Origin of the sequence: Streptomyces coacervatus (assembly GCF_029223485.1) — a bacterium.
Taxonomy (GTDB): Bacteria; Actinomycetota; Actinomycetes; order Streptomycetales; family Streptomycetaceae; genus Streptomyces; species Streptomyces coacervatus.
Genome location: NZ_JARHTP010000006.1, coordinates 467,518 through 482,156, shown reverse-complemented (window position 1 = coordinate 482,156; position 14,639 = coordinate 467,518). Strand labels below are relative to the sequence as shown.

The window sequence follows — 14,639 nt, the reverse complement described above, 5'->3', positions numbered from 1 at the left end:
TCAGCCGTCAGTCAGTCAGCCGCCCGAACCGCCCCCGATGGAAGATCAGAGGTTCGTCGCAGGCGGCTCCGGCACCGAGGGCCTCGACGCGGCCCACCACGATCAGGTGGTCGCCGCCCGTGTGCACCGCGTGGATCGTGCAGTCGATCCAGGCGGGCGCACCGGCCAGCCGCGGTGAGCCGGAGACCGGTGCCGCGTCGTACGCGACGCCCTTGAACTTGTCCGCGCCGCTCACCGCGAAGGCACGGCACAGGGCGTCCTGGTGGGCGCCCAGGACGTTGACGCAGAAGACGCCCGCGCGGGCGATGCGCGGCCAGGTCGTCGACGTACGGCCGACCATGAAGGCGACCAGCGGCGGGTCGAGGGACAGGGACGAGAAGGACTGGCAGGCGAAGCCGGCGGGACCGGCCTCGCCGTCGGCGGCGGGTGCGGTGACAACGGTCACGCCCGTCGCGAAGTTCCCGAGCACCCGCCGGAACTCGGCCTGGTCGACGGGGGCGCGCTCGTCCTCCCCGACGCACCGCAACTCGGGGCGCGGCAGCGCTTCTACGGGGGCCGGGGTCCCGGCCGACCTGAGGTAACGGACGGCGGCTGCGGCCGCCCCTGCGTGTCCCATCACGCCTTCCATTGAAGCTGACGGTATGTCAGATGGGAAGGGTCAGCGGCCCTTGTACTCGGGGCTTCTGCGCTCCACGAAGCTCCGTACCCCTTCCCGCGCGTCCGCCGACGTCATGTTGATCTCCTGCGCGGCCGCCTCGGCGGCGAAGGCCGTCGCGCGGTCGGTGTCGAGGGAGGCGTTGACGAGCTGCTTGGTGAGGGCGAGGGCGCGCGTGGGGCCGGTGGCGAGACGTTCCGCCCATGCGCGGGCCGTCTTCTCCAACTCCTCGTCTGGTACGACCCGGTTGACGAGCCCGAGCCGCTCGGCGTCGGCGGCGGTGAGCGCGTCGCCGAAGAACATCAGCTCCTTGGCCCGCTGGGGGCCGATCAGGCGGGGGAGGAGATAGGCGCCCCCGCCGTCGGGTACGAGTCCGCGGCGCACGAACACCTCGATGAACCTGGCCGATTCCGTGGCCAGTACGAGATCGCACGCGAGGGCGAGGTGGGCGCCGAGGCCGGCCGCCGTGCCGTTCACCGCGGCGAGCACCGGCTTCTCGCAGTCGAGGACGGCGGCGATCAGGCGCTGGGCGCCGAGGCGGAGTATGCGGGCCACGTCGCCGGCGACCCGCTCACCGGCGACCTGTCCACCGGCGACCCGTTCACCTGCTCCCGAACCGCCCCGTAGATCGGCTCCCGCGCAGAATCCGCGCCCGGTTCCGGTGATCACCACGGCTCGTACGTCCGGGTCGGCGGAGGCGTCGCCGAGCAGCCGGATGATGCGTTCGCGCTGGTCAGCGGTGATGGCGTTGAGGGCTTCGGGGCGGTTGAGGGTGATGCGGCAGACCTGATTGTCAGTGGCGTGCTGTACCAATGACTCAGCGGAAATTTCCGGCTCGGAATCGTTCGCGCCAGTACGGGGGGTATTGGGCATGTTCATCTCAGCTGCCGTCTCGGTTGCCATGTCAGCGGCCATCTCAGCGACACACCGCCAACGCGTCCAGCGCCACGGCACCCTGCCCCCTGGGCAGCACCATCAGCGGGTTGATGTCGAGCTCCGCGAGATCGTCCCCGAGCTCCAGCGCCATGCGCTGCACCCGCAGGACGACTTCGACGAGCGCGTCCAGGTCGGCCGGGGGACGCCCCCGGACCCCGTCGAGCAGGGCCCGCCCGCGCAGGTCGGAGAGCATGTCCCGGGCCTGCTCCTCCCCGAAGGGCGGCACGCGTACGGCGATGTCGTGCAGCACCTCGACCAGCACCCCGCCGAGCCCGACGGTCACGGTCGGACCGAACAGCTCGTCATGCGTGACGCCGACGACCATCTCCACACCCCGCTCGACCATCTGGCACACAAGGACGCCGTCCAGACCGACGCCCTCGTAGCGTGCGATGTCGGTCAACTCCCGGTAGGCGTCGCGGACCTGGCTGGCGGAGGTGAGCTCGATCTTGACCAGTCCCAGCTCGGTCTTGTGGGCGATCTGCGCACCGGACGCCTTCATCACCACCGGGTAACCCACCTGGCCCGCCGCGCGTACGGCCGCTGCCGCGCTGGTCACCAACTGCTCGCGCGGTACGCGGATTCCGTACGCCCGCAGCAGCTGCTTCGCCGCGTGTTCGCTGAGCTGCTGGCCCGGGCGCATCAGTGCCTGCGCCTTGCGGAAGGAGGGCGAGGTCGTGCGGGGTGCCTCGTCGAAGGGGGAGCGGTAGCCGGTGACGAAGCGGTGGTGGTCGAGGTGGGCGCGGACGGCGGTGATGCAGTTCGCGACGGTGCGGAAGGTCGCCACCCGGGAGGAGCCGAGGAGGACTTCGCGGTAGGCCGGTTCGGTGCCGACCGGAGAGCCCCACACGACGCAGACCAGCTTGTCCGTCCGCTCGGCCGCGTCCACCAGGTCCTGGACGAGTCGGTCGCTGAGGGGAGGAAAGGGGCCGGTGATCGGGCAGATCAGGACGCCTACGTCGGGGTCGTCCAGGATCGCGTCGATGATCTTCCGGCCACGGTGGTCGCCGACCGGATGCCCGCCGTTGTCGACGGGGTTGGCCACGCTCAGGTACTCGGGTATCCACTCGTGCAGCTCGGCCTGCTTGGCCTGGGACAGCACCGGCAGGGTGAGCCCTGCCTCGGTCGCCAGATCGGCGAAGTGCGCGCCCGTGCCGCCCGAGATCGAATAGACGACGACGCCGTCGGCGCGCGGCGGCCGGGCGCGGGCCAACAGGGCGGCGGTGTCCTGGAGTTCGTCGAGTCCGTCCACCCGGATCACCCCGAACTGCCGCATCGCCGCATCCACCACCGTGTCCGCGCCGGTCAGCTTGCCGGTGTGTGAGGCGGCCGTGCGGGCGCCGGTCTCGGTGCGGCCCACCTTGACGGCGACGACCGGAATCCCGCGTCGGGCGGCCCGGTCGGCGGCGAGCAGGAAGGACCGGCCGTCCTTCAGCCCTTCGACATAGCAGGCGATGGCGCCGACCTCGGGCTGCTCGGCGAAGTAGGAGATGAAGTCGGCGGTCTCCAGGTCGGCCTCGTTGCCGGTGGGTGCCCAGTGGGAGACCCGGATGCCGAGTTCCTGGAGGGAGAAGACGGGGCGGCCCTGGTGGCCGGACTGGGTGATGAGCGCGATGGCCGGCCCGTCGAGGTCGTCCCGGAAGCGCTCGAAGGCGTTGAGGTTGGTGTTGGGGCCGAGCATCCGCATCCCGGAGCGGCGCACGGCCACCGCCAGACGCTCCTGCGCGGCCGCCCCCTCCGCACCGGTCTCCGCGAACCCGGAGGCGAAGACGACCGCGAACTTCACCTTGGCCTCGGCCAGTTCCTCCAGCACGGGAAGGGGATCGGCGACCAGTAGTACGGCGAGATCGACCTGCTCCGGCAGGTCGGAGACAGAAGGGGAGCAGGGTATGCCGAACACGGAGGGGCGGCTCGGGTGGACGGGGTGGAGCCGCGCCCCGACCCGTTCGGCCCAGGCCACCAGCTGCCGGGTGATACCGGTGTTGGGCCGCCCCTCGGTGTCCGAGGCGCCGACCACGGCGACGGACTCGGGCCGGAAGAACCGGTCCAGATCGGGCACGTCGGCGTACAGGGGCAGGCCGCTGACGTCGAGGTCGCCGACCTCGGCGGGCCTGCCGTGGACGGCGGGCCCGGGTTGCTCGCCACAGGCGATGACCCGGGCCCGGCGGGAGTCGGTGGTGAGGGTGCCGTGGGTTGATCCAAGCATCGGTCCGCCCGCTCCTCTGAGACAGCACAGCCAATAACTGACGCACTGTCAGATTACTGAACTGACGCGATGTCAGGAACGGGTGTGCACGCAAAGTTGAACGGGCACGCAGAGCCGAACGGGAAGCCGGCCAATCCCGGCGGGCTCCTCACAGCTCCGCGAGGACCTCCTTGGCCACCCGTTCCCCCGACCGCACGGCCCCGTCCATGTATCCGTTCCAGTACGTGGAGGTCTCGGTGCCCGCCCAGTGGATGCCGCCGACCGGTGCGCGCAGGGCGGCGCCGTACTCGGTCAGGACGCCGGGCGGGGCGTAGGCGACCGGGCCGCCGCGGGAGAAGCCCTCGTTGTTCCAGCGCTGCAGCACGAAGGAGGTGGGCGACTTGGCCTTGTCGCCGAAGTAGTTGGCGTAGTCCTTGAGGACGGCGGCCTTGACCTCGGCCACGCTCGACGCGTCGTACGCCCGCATCTCGTCGGCCTCGATGAAGCCCATCAGGGCTCCGTAGGAGGCGTCGGGCGGTGAGTTGTCGAATGTCGAGCGGACCACGCCGGAGTCGCTGACGACCTGGCCGTTGAGGCCGTCGGTGCGCCAGAAGGGGGTGTCGTAGACGGCGATCGCCTTGCCGATCGAGCCCATCGGCAGGCGCTGGCTCAGCTGGTCGCGTGAGGCCGGCAGCAGCGGGTCGTAGGTGATGCGCGCGGCCATCGGCGGCGGTACGGCGACGACGACCTTCTTGGCCGTCACCGTCACCCCGTCCGCGGTCACCACGTACTTGCCGCCCGATTGTGCGATCGACCGCACCGGTGCGCTCAGCACCACCCGGTCGCCGAGTGTGGCGGCCAGCTTGATCGGCACCTGCTGGGAACCGCCGACGAAGCGGGACTCCTGGGCGCCGTTCGCGGTGTCGGTGAGGCGTTCCAGGGTGCCGGCGGTGGACTCGTTGCCGGCGGCGGCGATGTAGAAGAGGACGAAGAGAAGGGAGAGTTCACGGGGCTGGGCCGAGAAGATCGAGGTGGTCGCGACGTCGAGGAGGAACTTGGCCGAGGGGATGACCGCGTTGGCGTTCAGCCAGCTCTCGAAGGTCTGCTTGTCCCACTCGGCGGCCTTCGCGGCGGTCCAGGGCGCGTCGACCGGGACCTGCTTGGCCATGTCGTCCAGCGACGCCTGCACGATCGCGGCGTTGGCGAGTCCGGCCGCGTCGACGGGCGGGACCGAGCCGAGGATGCCGTCGGTGGCGTAGGGGGTCCGGGTGCCGTCCTTGTAGAGGAGGTTCTTGCCGGTGTTGTAGGTCGTGAAGGTCGCCACGCCCAGGGAGTCGGCCAGGGCCTTGATGCGGTCCTGGGTGGGGCCGATGAACTCGCCGCCGCCCTCGGTGAAACCGCCGCCTGCCAGGGACAGGTTGACGACCCGGCCGCCCACGCGGTCGCGGGCCTCCAGGACGGCCACGGTCTTGCCGGCCGCCACCAGGTCGCGGGCCGTCGTCAGCCCGGCGAGCCCGCCGCCGACTACGGCGACGTCCACGTCACGTGTCGTGGCGGCGGATGCGGTCCCGGCGGCGGTGCCGGTGAGGGTGACGGCTCCGGCAGCGGCGGCGGCACCGCCGAGCAGGGAGCGGCGGGAGAGGGCTTGGGGCCGGGAGAGGGCGCGGGAGTCGTGCTGTCTTTCGCGTGCCACGTGCATCCTCCGTCGGGGGAGAGAAGTCGGTGGAGCCAGAAAGGTGAGCAGGATTCACATTCTGGCCCCGCGCGTGGGCACGCTTCAACGCTCCCGTCACATCTGACTCATGCGTAACGAGACTTCTACTGAAGGGAGTTGAGTTGAAAGGGGAGCAGGGAGCTGAGGGTTTCTACGTCACCCGGGCAGGCGGGACAGCGCGTCCGCGCCGTTCTTCACGATGGCCTTCGCCATCTTCTCGGCGTCCATCGCCACCTCGCGGAGGGTGCCGCTGATGGGCGTGGTGAAGCCGGTGAAGTACAGGCCGGGGGCGTTCTGCGGGGTGCGGGCGCCGTGCGCCACGGGTCTGCCCCGTGTGTCGAGCACGTCGAGGTGGCCGACGAGGCCCTCCAGGGAGCGGACGTATCCGGTGGCGGCGACGACGGCCTCCGGGGAGACGCGGGTGCCGTCGGCGAGGACGACCTTGCCGTCCTCGAAGCCGTCGACGGCGGCGACGACCTCGACCCGCCCCTTGCGGACGGCATCGATGAGGCCGACGTCCTGCACCGGGATGGCACCCTCCTTGGCCCGGGTGTACAGCCCGGTGTCGGGGCGGGGCAGCCCCTGCGCGGAGAGGTCGGGGACGCTCAGTTTCGCCATCGGCCGCGCGAGCCGGTCGACGACCCCGGTCGGCAGCCGCCGTACCAGCACGCCCGTGTACTGGGCGGCCCACCCGGCGGTCGAGCGCCGCACGATGTGCGGAGCCGTCCGCACCGACAGCCGCACCCGCGAGGCGCCGCCCTCCACCAGGTCCACGGCGATCTCGGCGCCGGTGTTGCCGACGCCGACGACGAGGACGTCACGGCCGGTGTAGGGGGCGGGGCTGCGGTAGTCGCCGGCGTGCAGGAACTCGCCGGTGTAGGTGTCGAGGCCGGCCCAGTCGGGGACGTACGGCGTGTGGTTGTAGCCGGTGGCGACGATGACCGCGGCGCCGGTCAGTTCGCGGCCGCCCGTGGCGTGCAGCAGCCAGCCGCTGCCGTCGGGCGTGCGCTCGACGCGGGAGACCTCGACGCCGGTGACGATCTCCAGTGCGTGCACCTCGGCGTACTTCTCCAGGTAGCGCACCACGTCGTCCCGGGCCACCCACCGCCCGAACCGGCGCGGTATCGGCAGCCCGGGGAGGGCCGAGAGGCGGCGGGTGGTGTGCAGATGGAGGCGGTCGTAGTGCCGCCGCCAGGGTGCACCGACACCGTCGGACTTCTCCAGGACGACGGCGCGTATGCCCCGGGCCCGCAGCGCGTACGCGGCGGAGAGCCCGGCCGGGCCGCCTCCGATGACGTAGACGGGGCGGTGGCGGTCCGAGGGGCTCGCGGACGGAGTGGAGTCGGCCATGTTCGGGAGCGTAATCACGTGCCGGGTTGATGGGTCTCGGTCAAGCCCGGAATTGGTTTCGGATTGATCACGCCTGTAGGAGGAGTGGGTGGGGTGTGTGTCGTAGACCACTCGGTTGTGGCCATTTGGCGAGCGACCGCCCACCCACTCCTGCTGACCTCTACGGACCCTGGCTACTTCTTCTTGGCCTTGTGGCCCGTGACCTTGGCGATCCAGGTGATGAAGTCGCCCGGGTCGGTGTTCGCGCCGTGGCCCTGGTCCCAGTAGTAGAGGTGGTTGACCTCGTCGCCCAGGCCGTTCGCGGCGGCGGCGAGGTTGGCGGAGATGACGTGCGAGGTGTCGGAGTCGTTGGTGCCGAGGCGGATCCACCAGTGCTTCGAGCGCCGCCCGTTGACCTTCTCCACCAGGTGGAACATCGGGTTCATCAGGTGCAGCTTCTCGGGGATGTCGCTCGCGACGCGCTTGCCGCTGAGTCCGGTGGTGTCGTTCTTGGCGCTGTACGCCGTGAAGTGACGGTTGGCGGTGGTGCCCGCGCCGAACAGGTTGTTCTCGCCGGCGGACAGGTCGAAGGCGTCGAAGGCCGGGGTGGTCTTCTTGCGGGCGCCCACGTGGGTGAGGAAGTCGTCCCAGGTGAAGGCGGCCCTGCCGCCGGACCAGGTGATGAAGGTGTTCTTGGCGAGATAGGCCGCGCGGTCCGAGTCCGACAGGTCGGTCAGGTACCTGGTCGCCGACGGCTCCAGGTACTGCCTGACCAGGTACGCGTCGTAGTTGCGGGCGGTGAGTGCACCGAAGCGGCTGAGGCCGCGCAGCTTCAGCGACGCCTGGTACTCGGCGAACTGCGCCTGCAGTTCCTTCGACACCGTCTGGTCGACGACCTTGCCGGTGGACTGGGTGACGTTGGAGCCCCAGTTCCACTCGTAGGCGCAGTCGGCGTGCTCCAGGTCGGTGATCGGGCACCAGGCGCCGACGGCGAAGATCGCGTCGGAGGCGTCGGCGGCGCCGATCTCCTTGAGGTACTTGTCGTAGATCGGGCTGTCGCCGGAGGCGCCGAGGAGCGAGGACAGGGCGCCACCGGCGCTGGTGCCCGCCGACACGATCCGCTCGACGTCGCCGGGTATGCGCCCCATGTTGGACTTCACATACCGCACAGCCGCCTTGAGGTCGACGATCGCGGCCGGGGCGGTGCCGTAGTACTCGCCGCTGGAGTTCTTGAGGGTGCGGCCGCGGGCGCCGGGCTCGACGACGACGTAGCCGGCGGCGAGGGCGAGGAGCTGGTTGGAGGCCGTGGCGCCGCCGGTGGCGTTGGTGTTGCCGTTCGCATTGGAGGCGGAGGCGGAGGCGGAGGCGGAGGCGGAGGCGCTGGGCGCGGCACTCCCGGTGGGCGCGCCGCTCGGCATGCCACCGCCGCCGGACATGCCTCCGGCGCCGACCCCGGTGGCGTCCGCCACGGAGGACGGCATGTAGCCGCCGACGGAATTCGCGAACAGGATCGGGGCGTTCGTCGGGTCCACCGTCTTGCCGTCGATCTCGACGGGGGCGCTCACGATGAGCGACTGGTACGTCTCGTCCACCGGCTTGGCGACGTAGGTGATCGCCTTCCAGAAGTGGTACGTCACGGAGTGGTCGTTGCCGTCGGTGTCCGTGACGGTCGTCGTCAGGATCGTGTAGCCGTCCGGGTCGAAGACCAGCGAGTTCGAGGAGGACGCGGACGACGAGTCGCTGGATGCCTGCGCGTTGAGGGCGGTGCCCCCGGCTGCGGCGACGCCGGCGGTCGCGCCGATGCCCATCACGACGGTCCTGCGCTTCACTGTCCTGTGCTTCACGGTTGGCTCCCTCGGGTTCTCTGCTGGCGTCTGCGAAGGTAGCGAGAATGCCGACGAAATTGCCAACAATCTGCCGCTATTCATGGGGAGCCCACAGCTTCACCGGGGACGCACAGGCGGCTTCCAGGATCCCTTCATCTGACGTACCGTCAGATTCATGGACTCGATCTGGCTCGGTGGCGCGGAATGGCTGGCAGTCCTGCGTATAGGACTGGGGCTGTGGTGGCTGGAAAGCTGGCGGCACAAGGACCGCAAGGCCTGGTTCGAGCGCGGCACCGGGATCAACTGGGCAGCCGGCATCGCGGCGAAGCACCGCTGGAACGCCGTACGGTCCGGCTTCGAGGTCATGGTGGCGCCGCGCCCGCGGACGATGGCGTACGTCGTGGTGTACGCGGAGCTGGCGATCGGACTGGGACTGGTCGCCGGGTTCCTGACCCCGATCGCACTGGTCGGAGGGCTGCTCCTGAACGTCCTCTACTTCACGCTCATGATCCACGAGGTGGCCGAGCAGGGGCAGAACTCGATGATGGCGCTGATGTCGGTGGTCGGGCTGTTCGGGATGTCGTGGCAGGTGTGGTCGCTGGACGCCGCGGTGGGGTGGTTCGGGTGACCGCGCGCCACGACGTCCCCGAGGCCGACGCCTTCACACGCACGTACTGGGACGCCGCCGCCGAGGGCCGGCTGCTGATCCGCCGCTGTGGGGCGTGCGGGCGGGCCCACCACTATCCGCGCGAGTTCTGCCCGCACTGCTGGAGCGAGGACGTGGAGTGGGAGCGGGCGAGCGGCCGGGCGGCGCTCTACACCTGGTCCGTCGTCCACCGCAACGACCTGCCGCCCTTCGGGGAGCGGACGCCTTACGTGGCCGCCGTGGTCGACCTCGCAGAGGGGCCGCGGATGATGACGGAGGTGGTGGGGGAGGGGGAGCTCCGGGCGGGGATGGAGCTGGAGGTGGCGTTCCGGGAGGGGACGCCGGTATTCCGGCCGCGCGACTGAGACGTACGGGCTTGAATGGGCCGATGGCCACTGTCGACGAGCAGCACCTCGCCTCCCCCTTTCCCGAGTTGTACGGCCACGGTGTCCGCCTGCGTCTGTGGGACGCGGACTCGGACGCCGATGTCGCCACTTGGCTGCGCGGCCTCACGGACCCGGAGTTCCGGCGCTGGAACACACCGCTCAGGCCGGTCGACGACCTCGTGGGCGCGCGCGAGTCGCTGCGGGCCAAGGCGCTGGGCTCGGCGGACGGGTCGGCGGCGTCGTACTGCGTGACCGACGAGGCGAGCGGGGCGGTGCTGGGGCACATCGGCGTCAATGCGATCGACCCCGTTCTGAGCATTGCCCGAGTCGGGTACTGGGTGCTGCCCGAGGCCCGGGGCCAAGGGGTTGCCACCCGCGCTCTGGCCGTGGCCTCCCGCTGGGCCCTGACCGAACTGGGGCTGCATCGGCTGGAGCTCGGCCATGCCGTCGGCCATGAGGGCTCGTGCCGTATCGCCGAGCGGTGCGGGTTCCGATACGAGGGGCTCCTGCGGGGCGCGATGTTCGAGGCTGGGCGGTACGACGCGTTCCGGGACGTGCATCTGCACGGACGGATAGCAACGGACCCGGAGCCGCAGGTCCCGTAATTCGAGGGCGTCGGGCGAGGGTGCGCGGGATCATGGGGCATGCATCCCGATGACTGGTACGGCACCGACGACCTGGACACCTTCCTGACGCGCGCCGGGAGCTTCCTCGGCTCCCGCCCCGCCCTGCACACCGTGCCCTTGACGGTGACTGAGGGACTGCGGACACGCGGCGTGCACTATTACGGCGCCGAGGCGCCCTATTTCGGCGTACTGGAGTCGGAGGGCACAGTCCGCGCCGCCTACTTCCACACCCCTCCCTACCCGCTGAACGTCACGCCCCTCACCCCTGAGCAGGCCGATTCCCTCGCCGCCCATCTGGCCGGCCTGGGCCGACCGTTCCCCGGAGTCACCGGCGAGCGCGCCGCCGTCGACGCCCTGGCCCGGGCCTGGGAGCGGCACACGGGCGCGACGGCGACGCTGCAAGAACGGCAGCGGCTGTACCGGCTCGGCACGCTGACGGCTCCGGGGCCGGTGCCGGAGGGTCGGGCGAGGGTCGCGGGGCAGGCGGACCGGGACCAACTGGTGCACTGGCACGACGAGTTCGCGCAGGCCGTCGGTGACGGAGCGATGCGCAACGGGGAGGGATGGGCCGACGCGCGCATCGCCTACGGCGGGGTCACCTTCTGGGAGGACGCCGACGGCAGCCCGATCTCCATGGCCGGGGTGACACCGACGGTCGCGGGGCAGGTCCGGGTCGCCCCCGTCTACACCCCGGCCCACCTGCGCGGCCGCGGCTACGCCGGGGCGGTCACGGCCGAGGTCAGCCGGGCGGCACTCGCCTCCGGCGCGGCCGAGGTACTGCTGTTCACGGACCTCGCCAATCCGACCAGCAACGCGCTGTACCAGCGGATCGGGTATCGGGCGGTGGCGGATTTCGGGGTGTACGACTTCACGGTATGAGGGATCGCGGGCCTACGGCCACAGCAGCTCCGTGACCCAACCCCCTTCCTTTCGGCGGTAGTTCAGCCGTACATGCCGTCTGTGCTCGTCCCCCTGGAAGAATTCCACCTCGTCCGGCCGGAGGCGGTACAAGGTCCAGGACGGCACCGGAGCGTCGGGCTCCTGCTGGGCCCGTTCCCAGGCGGACTGCGATGCGCGTGCCAACTCCTCGACAGACTCCAGGACTTCACTCTGACGCCCGGTGAGGGCGGCGGCGAGTGCACCGGTCGAGCGGGCGTGCAGGTCGCCCTGCGATTCCTGCGCCGGAGCGGCGCTGACCGGCCCGCGTACCCGCACCTGGCGGCCCAGCACCGGCCAGTAGAAGCCGAGGGCCGCATACGGCCGGGCTGCCAGCTGCCCGCCCTTACGGCTCGTCGCATGCGTTGCGAAGGCCCAGCCGTCGGCGTCGGCGCCGTGCAGCATGACGATCCGTACGTCCGGCCTACCCGCCGCGTCCGACGTGGCCAGAGACATGGTGTGCGGCTCCGGCTGCCCGGCCGCCACCGCATCCGCGAACCACGTAGTGAAGAGGGTGAGCGGTTCGGCGGGGGTGGTCGCCGGGTCGAAGGGCGGCAGCTGTGTGACCTCCGGGTCCCACACCCGCAGCGACCTCAGCAGCTCGTGAAGATCCGTTGCCATGCGTCGAGTATCACTCGCGGATCCGCCCGTACGCCTAGTCGAACTGCCGGATGAAGGCCTGCCAGCTGTCACGGGAGACGGTGAGGAGAGGGCCGTGCTGCTGCTTGCTGTCGCGGATGGCTCGGCCGCCGGGGGCTGTGTCGGCGACCTCGATGCAGGCATTCTCAGCCCCCGAGTACGAGGACTTCCAGAAGGCGCTAACAACCTCGGTCACGATGTGTCTTCCTTCAAGCTCCGCAATATGCCCCGGATGAGCTTCGCGCTAGCGTCCGGTGTCAACGCTGACGATCGTAGTAGGTCGAACGCACTGGCGTAAGCGGCAAGGTCCTCGGCCCCTTCAAGGACGGACGTGCCTCGCAGATTGTCCATGGCGACCGCTTCGACCGTGGGCTCCTCATCGAAGCTGAAGGAGGAGAAGGCGCAGGAGTAACCCGCCAGTACGCCTGCGCTGATCGGCAGCACTTGCACGGTGACGTTCTTCCGCTTTCCGACTTCCAGGATCGCGGACAGCTGCTCGCGGTGAATCTCGACGCTCACCAGCGGTTGCGCGAGAACCGCTTCCCAGAGGATGGCTGTGTACGAGGCTTCACCCTCTTCGATCTTCGCCTGCCTCCCCATACGGACCTTCACCAACTGGGTGGCCCGTTCCGGCTCGATGTAGTGGGGACTGGCGGCGATGACCGCCTCCGCATAGGCCGGAGTTTGCAGGAGCCCCGGCACCATGATCGGCTGCCACTCGCGGATGTGGGTCGCGTCGTCCTCCAACGCGATGTGATCGACGTAGTCCGGCCGCAGGTGCTCGGCGTGTTCGAGCCACCAGCCCCGGTTCTTGGAGTGCTTTGCCAACTCCTCCAGCTTGTCCCGCACTTCCGGATCTGTGACGCCGTACGCCTCCAGCAGCAGCCGCACCTCGATGACGCGCGCAGTGACGTGTCCGCTCTCAAGGCGGCTGATTCTGGCCTGACTTGATGCGATGACCTCGGCGGCCTGCGGCTGATCGAACTTGGCGGCCTGCCGGTACTGCCTGAGCGCCATACCAAGACGCCTGCTGCGCACCGTCGGTCGTCCACCTGCGGGCATGTGGCCTCCCCTCTTCAGCGGCAACGATGCCACAGGGGCAGCGCCCCCGAGAGCGCGTCACTCGATCGAGTGGACGACTGCATGCATTCACTTGAGCGGGTTGCGTGTGTATTGAATACGGCCGTAGCTTCGTGAAGGCGCCACAACGGAGCGCATCTTGACGGCACGTCAGGAGGTCGGCACCCCCATGCCCGAAACCGAAACCTTCCGCATCCCCAAGCACAGAAGGCACGTCCCCACCGCACGTCAGCGCGTCGGCAAGGTCCTCGCGGACTGGGGAATCACGGACGGACTCGCCGACGACGTGATCCTTTCGGCGAACGAGCTCGTGACCAACGCGGTGACCCACTGCCGGATCTCCTGCGCCCAGGTCAAGATCACCCTCACGCTTCGGGAGCCGTACCTCTTCCTGGAGGTCCACGACCCCGACCGGGACCGGCTTCCCGAACCGCGCAACTTCGCTCCGGACGCCGAGGGCGGGCGCGGGCTTGCCCTGGTGGGGCTGCTGGCCCACGGCTGGGGCCACGCGCAGCTGCCGCACACGAAGTGCGTGTGGGCGCGGTTCATGCTCACTCAGGAGCCGGAGAGGGCAGGCAATGTTCCGGCTGCTTTATGACTGCGCCGTCCGCCTGTTCACCCGGTCACGCTCCAACGGCTGCCTCGCGCCGGGTGATTGGGCCCTCACGCAGGAGTCGCGAGTACCGGACCCGTACGTCTGGCGGCTTCCGAACCCGTACGACGCCCGCTGGCGCCGCTGGGCCAGACGCAACCGCGAGGCCGGCCACCGGCTGCCGTTTCTGTGCGATGAGGAGTGCTGGCGTGTCCCCGCGCGCCCGCGGGAGTTCCGCTGGGAAACCTCCGACGACGTGGTACGGCCGTACGTTGTCAGCGGCGGCCGTTGAAGCCCTCCGGCATCACCTCTCCGGTCTGGAGGGCATGGAAGGTCCGGCCTCGCGGGGCGTCGTGTACGTCTGGTGCACTTCGAGCCGGAACGACGCGGACCGCTTGAAGTGTGCAGGCTCCCGCAGGATGACTTCCGGAAATTCAGTACGACCGAGGTGCCACAGCGCGTCGCTGTGGCAGGGGACCACTTATTTGTTGCTCCAGAACGCCAGGGCCGTGGTGATCAGATCCTTGGCGGAGTCGCCGTAACTCGCGGCGTTGCTGAGGGCGGTGAAGGCCTTGTCATGCAGGGCGAGTTCGTCGGGATCGGTGATGTCCACGCCGGAGGAGACGAGTTCGTAGTTTGCCCTGTCGCCGCCGTACATGTTGAAGCCGGGCATCGGGACCGCGCTCACTTCGGCGGTGGCGGCGAGGACGCCGAGGGTGAGTGAGGGCAGGTCGATGTCCCGCAGGAGTCGTTCCATCTGCCCGCGCATTACCTCAGGCCCTCCGACGTTCGTGTAGAGGGCCTGCTCGCCGAGGATCACGTCGTAGTGATGCTCACCGTCGTACAGAACCTGCTGCCGCTCCATCCGCTTGGCCACCCCCGCCGGTACGTCGTCCGGAACACCGAGGAAGTCGACGACCCGACGGAGGATGACGGTCGCGTAGGCCTCGGTCTGGAGCGTGCCCCAGATCATGTCAGGCACGTATCCCTTGCCGTGCGGGGTCTCTTGGTACCAGCGGATCACCTCGTCCTGGATGTCCTCGGTGCCGGTGGACAGGCGCTGCTGCCACGGGATCGAGCTCGTCATTG

General features: G+C 69.8%; 16 protein-coding genes. 6 read left to right on the top strand and 10 right to left on the bottom strand.

The features are described 5' to 3' along the window. Positions 1–7 precede the first annotated feature (7 nt). The 6 genes from P2Q00_RS18050 to P2Q00_RS18025 all read right to left on the bottom strand — a co-directional run bounded on the left by P2Q00_RS18050 (position 8) and on the right by P2Q00_RS18025 (position 8,627). The gene (locus P2Q00_RS18050; protein ID WP_275773571.1) at positions 8–616 is read right to left on the bottom strand and encodes a flavin reductase family protein; all 609 of its coding nucleotides are present in this window, start codon (positions 614–616) and stop codon (positions 8–10) included. Between the two features lie 42 nt (positions 617–658). Then, a complete protein-coding gene (locus tag P2Q00_RS18045) occupies positions 659–1,528 on the bottom strand; it encodes an enoyl-CoA hydratase/isomerase family protein (RefSeq protein WP_275773570.1) in 870 nt (289 codons plus the stop codon). A gap of 43 nt (positions 1,529–1,571) precedes the next feature. After that, positions 1,572–3,797: an acetate--CoA ligase family protein gene (locus P2Q00_RS18040; RefSeq protein WP_275773569.1), complete on the bottom strand. Its 2,226-nt coding sequence runs from the start codon at positions 3,795–3,797 to the stop codon at positions 1,572–1,574. A gap of 148 nt (positions 3,798–3,945) precedes the next feature. Next, positions 3,946–5,475, bottom strand: a complete 1,530-nt coding sequence (locus P2Q00_RS18035; RefSeq protein ID WP_275773568.1) for a flavin monoamine oxidase family protein — start codon at positions 5,473–5,475, stop codon at positions 3,946–3,948. 171 nt (positions 5,476–5,646) lie between these two features. Next, positions 5,647–6,840 (bottom strand): flavin-containing monooxygenase, encoded by a 1,194-nt coding sequence (locus P2Q00_RS18030; protein ID WP_275773567.1) that lies wholly within the window; start codon positions 6,838–6,840, stop codon positions 5,647–5,649. Between the two features lie 173 nt (positions 6,841–7,013). Beyond that, positions 7,014–8,627: a subtype B tannase gene (locus P2Q00_RS18025; RefSeq protein WP_275773611.1), complete on the bottom strand. Its 1,614-nt coding sequence runs from the start codon at positions 8,625–8,627 to the stop codon at positions 7,014–7,016. A gap of 193 nt (positions 8,628–8,820) precedes the next feature. On the opposite strand from P2Q00_RS18025, the gene P2Q00_RS18020 reads away from it, so the two are divergent. From P2Q00_RS18020 to P2Q00_RS18005, 4 genes are read left to right on the top strand one after another with little or no spacing between them, the layout of a single operon-like run. After that, positions 8,821–9,273: a DoxX family protein gene (locus P2Q00_RS18020; protein WP_275773566.1), complete on the top strand. Its 453-nt coding sequence runs from the start codon at positions 8,821–8,823 to the stop codon at positions 9,271–9,273. Then, complete coding sequence (locus P2Q00_RS18015; protein ID WP_275773565.1) at positions 9,270–9,656, top strand: Zn-ribbon domain-containing OB-fold protein; 387 nt, start codon at positions 9,270–9,272, stop codon at positions 9,654–9,656. The genes P2Q00_RS18020 and P2Q00_RS18015 overlap by 4 nt, the downstream gene beginning before the upstream one ends. Before the next feature lie 23 nt (positions 9,657–9,679). Further along, positions 9,680–10,282: a GNAT family N-acetyltransferase gene (locus P2Q00_RS18010; RefSeq protein ID WP_275773564.1), complete on the top strand. Its 603-nt coding sequence runs from the start codon at positions 9,680–9,682 to the stop codon at positions 10,280–10,282. Positions 10,283–10,321: 39 nt separating this feature from the next. Next, positions 10,322–11,182 carry a GNAT family N-acetyltransferase gene (locus tag P2Q00_RS18005; protein WP_275773563.1) on the top strand — a complete coding sequence of 287 codons (861 nt, stop codon included), beginning with the start codon at positions 10,322–10,324 and terminating at the stop codon, positions 11,180–11,182. Positions 11,183–11,194: 12 nt separating this feature from the next. On the opposite strand, the gene P2Q00_RS18000 is transcribed toward P2Q00_RS18005, so the two are convergent. Genes P2Q00_RS18000 through P2Q00_RS17990 form a run of 3 tightly spaced genes read right to left on the bottom strand, consistent with a single transcriptional unit; the run spans position 11,195 to position 12,940 of the window. Beyond that, positions 11,195–11,860 carry a pyridoxine/pyridoxamine 5'-phosphate oxidase gene (locus P2Q00_RS18000; protein ID WP_275773562.1) on the bottom strand — a complete coding sequence of 222 codons (666 nt, stop codon included), beginning with the start codon at positions 11,858–11,860 and terminating at the stop codon, positions 11,195–11,197. A 34-nt stretch (positions 11,861–11,894) separates the two neighbouring features. Then, positions 11,895–12,074 (bottom strand): DUF397 domain-containing protein, encoded by a 180-nt coding sequence (locus tag P2Q00_RS17995; protein ID WP_275773561.1) that lies wholly within the window; start codon positions 12,072–12,074, stop codon positions 11,895–11,897. Continuing rightward, positions 12,071–12,940 carry a helix-turn-helix domain-containing protein gene (locus P2Q00_RS17990; protein WP_275773560.1) on the bottom strand — a complete coding sequence of 290 codons (870 nt, stop codon included), beginning with the start codon at positions 12,938–12,940 and terminating at the stop codon, positions 12,071–12,073. Before P2Q00_RS17990 ends, P2Q00_RS17995 begins: the two co-directional genes overlap by 4 nt. Positions 12,941–13,127: 187 nt before the next feature. Here P2Q00_RS17990 and P2Q00_RS17985 point away from each other — a divergent pair, with 187 nt between their 5' ends. Both P2Q00_RS17985 and P2Q00_RS17980 read left to right on the top strand, forming a co-directional pair. Then, positions 13,128–13,556 (top strand): ATP-binding protein, encoded by a 429-nt coding sequence (locus tag P2Q00_RS17985; protein ID WP_275773559.1) that lies wholly within the window; start codon positions 13,128–13,130, stop codon positions 13,554–13,556. Further along, positions 13,537–13,842: a hypothetical protein gene (locus P2Q00_RS17980; RefSeq protein WP_275773558.1), complete on the top strand. Its 306-nt coding sequence runs from the start codon at positions 13,537–13,539 to the stop codon at positions 13,840–13,842. The genes P2Q00_RS17985 and P2Q00_RS17980 overlap by 20 nt, the downstream gene beginning before the upstream one ends. A 189-nt stretch (positions 13,843–14,031) precedes the next feature. Here the strand turns inward: P2Q00_RS17980 and P2Q00_RS17975 are convergent, their stop codons facing one another. After that, entirely contained in the window at positions 14,032–14,637 is a 606-nt protein-coding gene (locus P2Q00_RS17975; protein ID WP_275773557.1) for a DUF5753 domain-containing protein, read from the bottom strand. Between the last annotated feature and the right edge of the window lie 2 nt (positions 14,638–14,639).

Coding starts and splice junctions, on each gene's coding strand:
- P2Q00_RS18005 (WP_275773563.1), top strand. CDS start 10,322: ATGCATCCCGATGACTGGTACGGCACCGACGACCTGGACACCTTCCTG.
- P2Q00_RS18000 (WP_275773562.1), bottom strand. CDS start 11,860: ATGGCAACGGATCTTCACGAGCTGCTGAGGTCGCTGCGGGTGTGGGAC.
- P2Q00_RS18010 (WP_275773564.1), top strand. CDS start 9,680: ATGGCCACTGTCGACGAGCAGCACCTCGCCTCCCCCTTTCCCGAGTTG.
- P2Q00_RS18030 (WP_275773567.1), bottom strand. CDS start 6,840: ATGGCCGACTCCACTCCGTCCGCGAGCCCCTCGGACCGCCACCGCCCC.
- P2Q00_RS17985 (WP_275773559.1), top strand. CDS start 13,128: ATGCCCGAAACCGAAACCTTCCGCATCCCCAAGCACAGAAGGCACGTC.
- P2Q00_RS18045 (WP_275773570.1), bottom strand. CDS start 1,528: ATGCCCAATACCCCCCGTACTGGCGCGAACGATTCCGAGCCGGAAATT.
- P2Q00_RS18035 (WP_275773568.1), bottom strand. CDS start 5,475: ATGCACGTGGCACGCGAAAGACAGCACGACTCCCGCGCCCTCTCCCGG.
- P2Q00_RS17975 (WP_275773557.1), bottom strand. CDS start 14,637: ATGACGAGCTCGATCCCGTGGCAGCAGCGCCTGTCCACCGGCACCGAG.
- P2Q00_RS17990 (WP_275773560.1), bottom strand. CDS start 12,940: ATGCCCGCAGGTGGACGACCGACGGTGCGCAGCAGGCGTCTTGGTATG.
- P2Q00_RS17980 (WP_275773558.1), top strand. CDS start 13,537: ATGTTCCGGCTGCTTTATGACTGCGCCGTCCGCCTGTTCACCCGGTCA.
- P2Q00_RS18025 (WP_275773611.1), bottom strand. CDS start 8,627: ATGGGCATCGGCGCGACCGCCGGCGTCGCCGCAGCCGGGGGCACCGCC.
- P2Q00_RS18020 (WP_275773566.1), top strand. CDS start 8,821: ATGGACTCGATCTGGCTCGGTGGCGCGGAATGGCTGGCAGTCCTGCGT.
- P2Q00_RS18040 (WP_275773569.1), bottom strand. CDS start 3,797: ATGCTTGGATCAACCCACGGCACCCTCACCACCGACTCCCGCCGGGCC.
- P2Q00_RS18050 (WP_275773571.1), bottom strand. CDS start 616: ATGGGACACGCAGGGGCGGCCGCAGCCGCCGTCCGTTACCTCAGGTCG.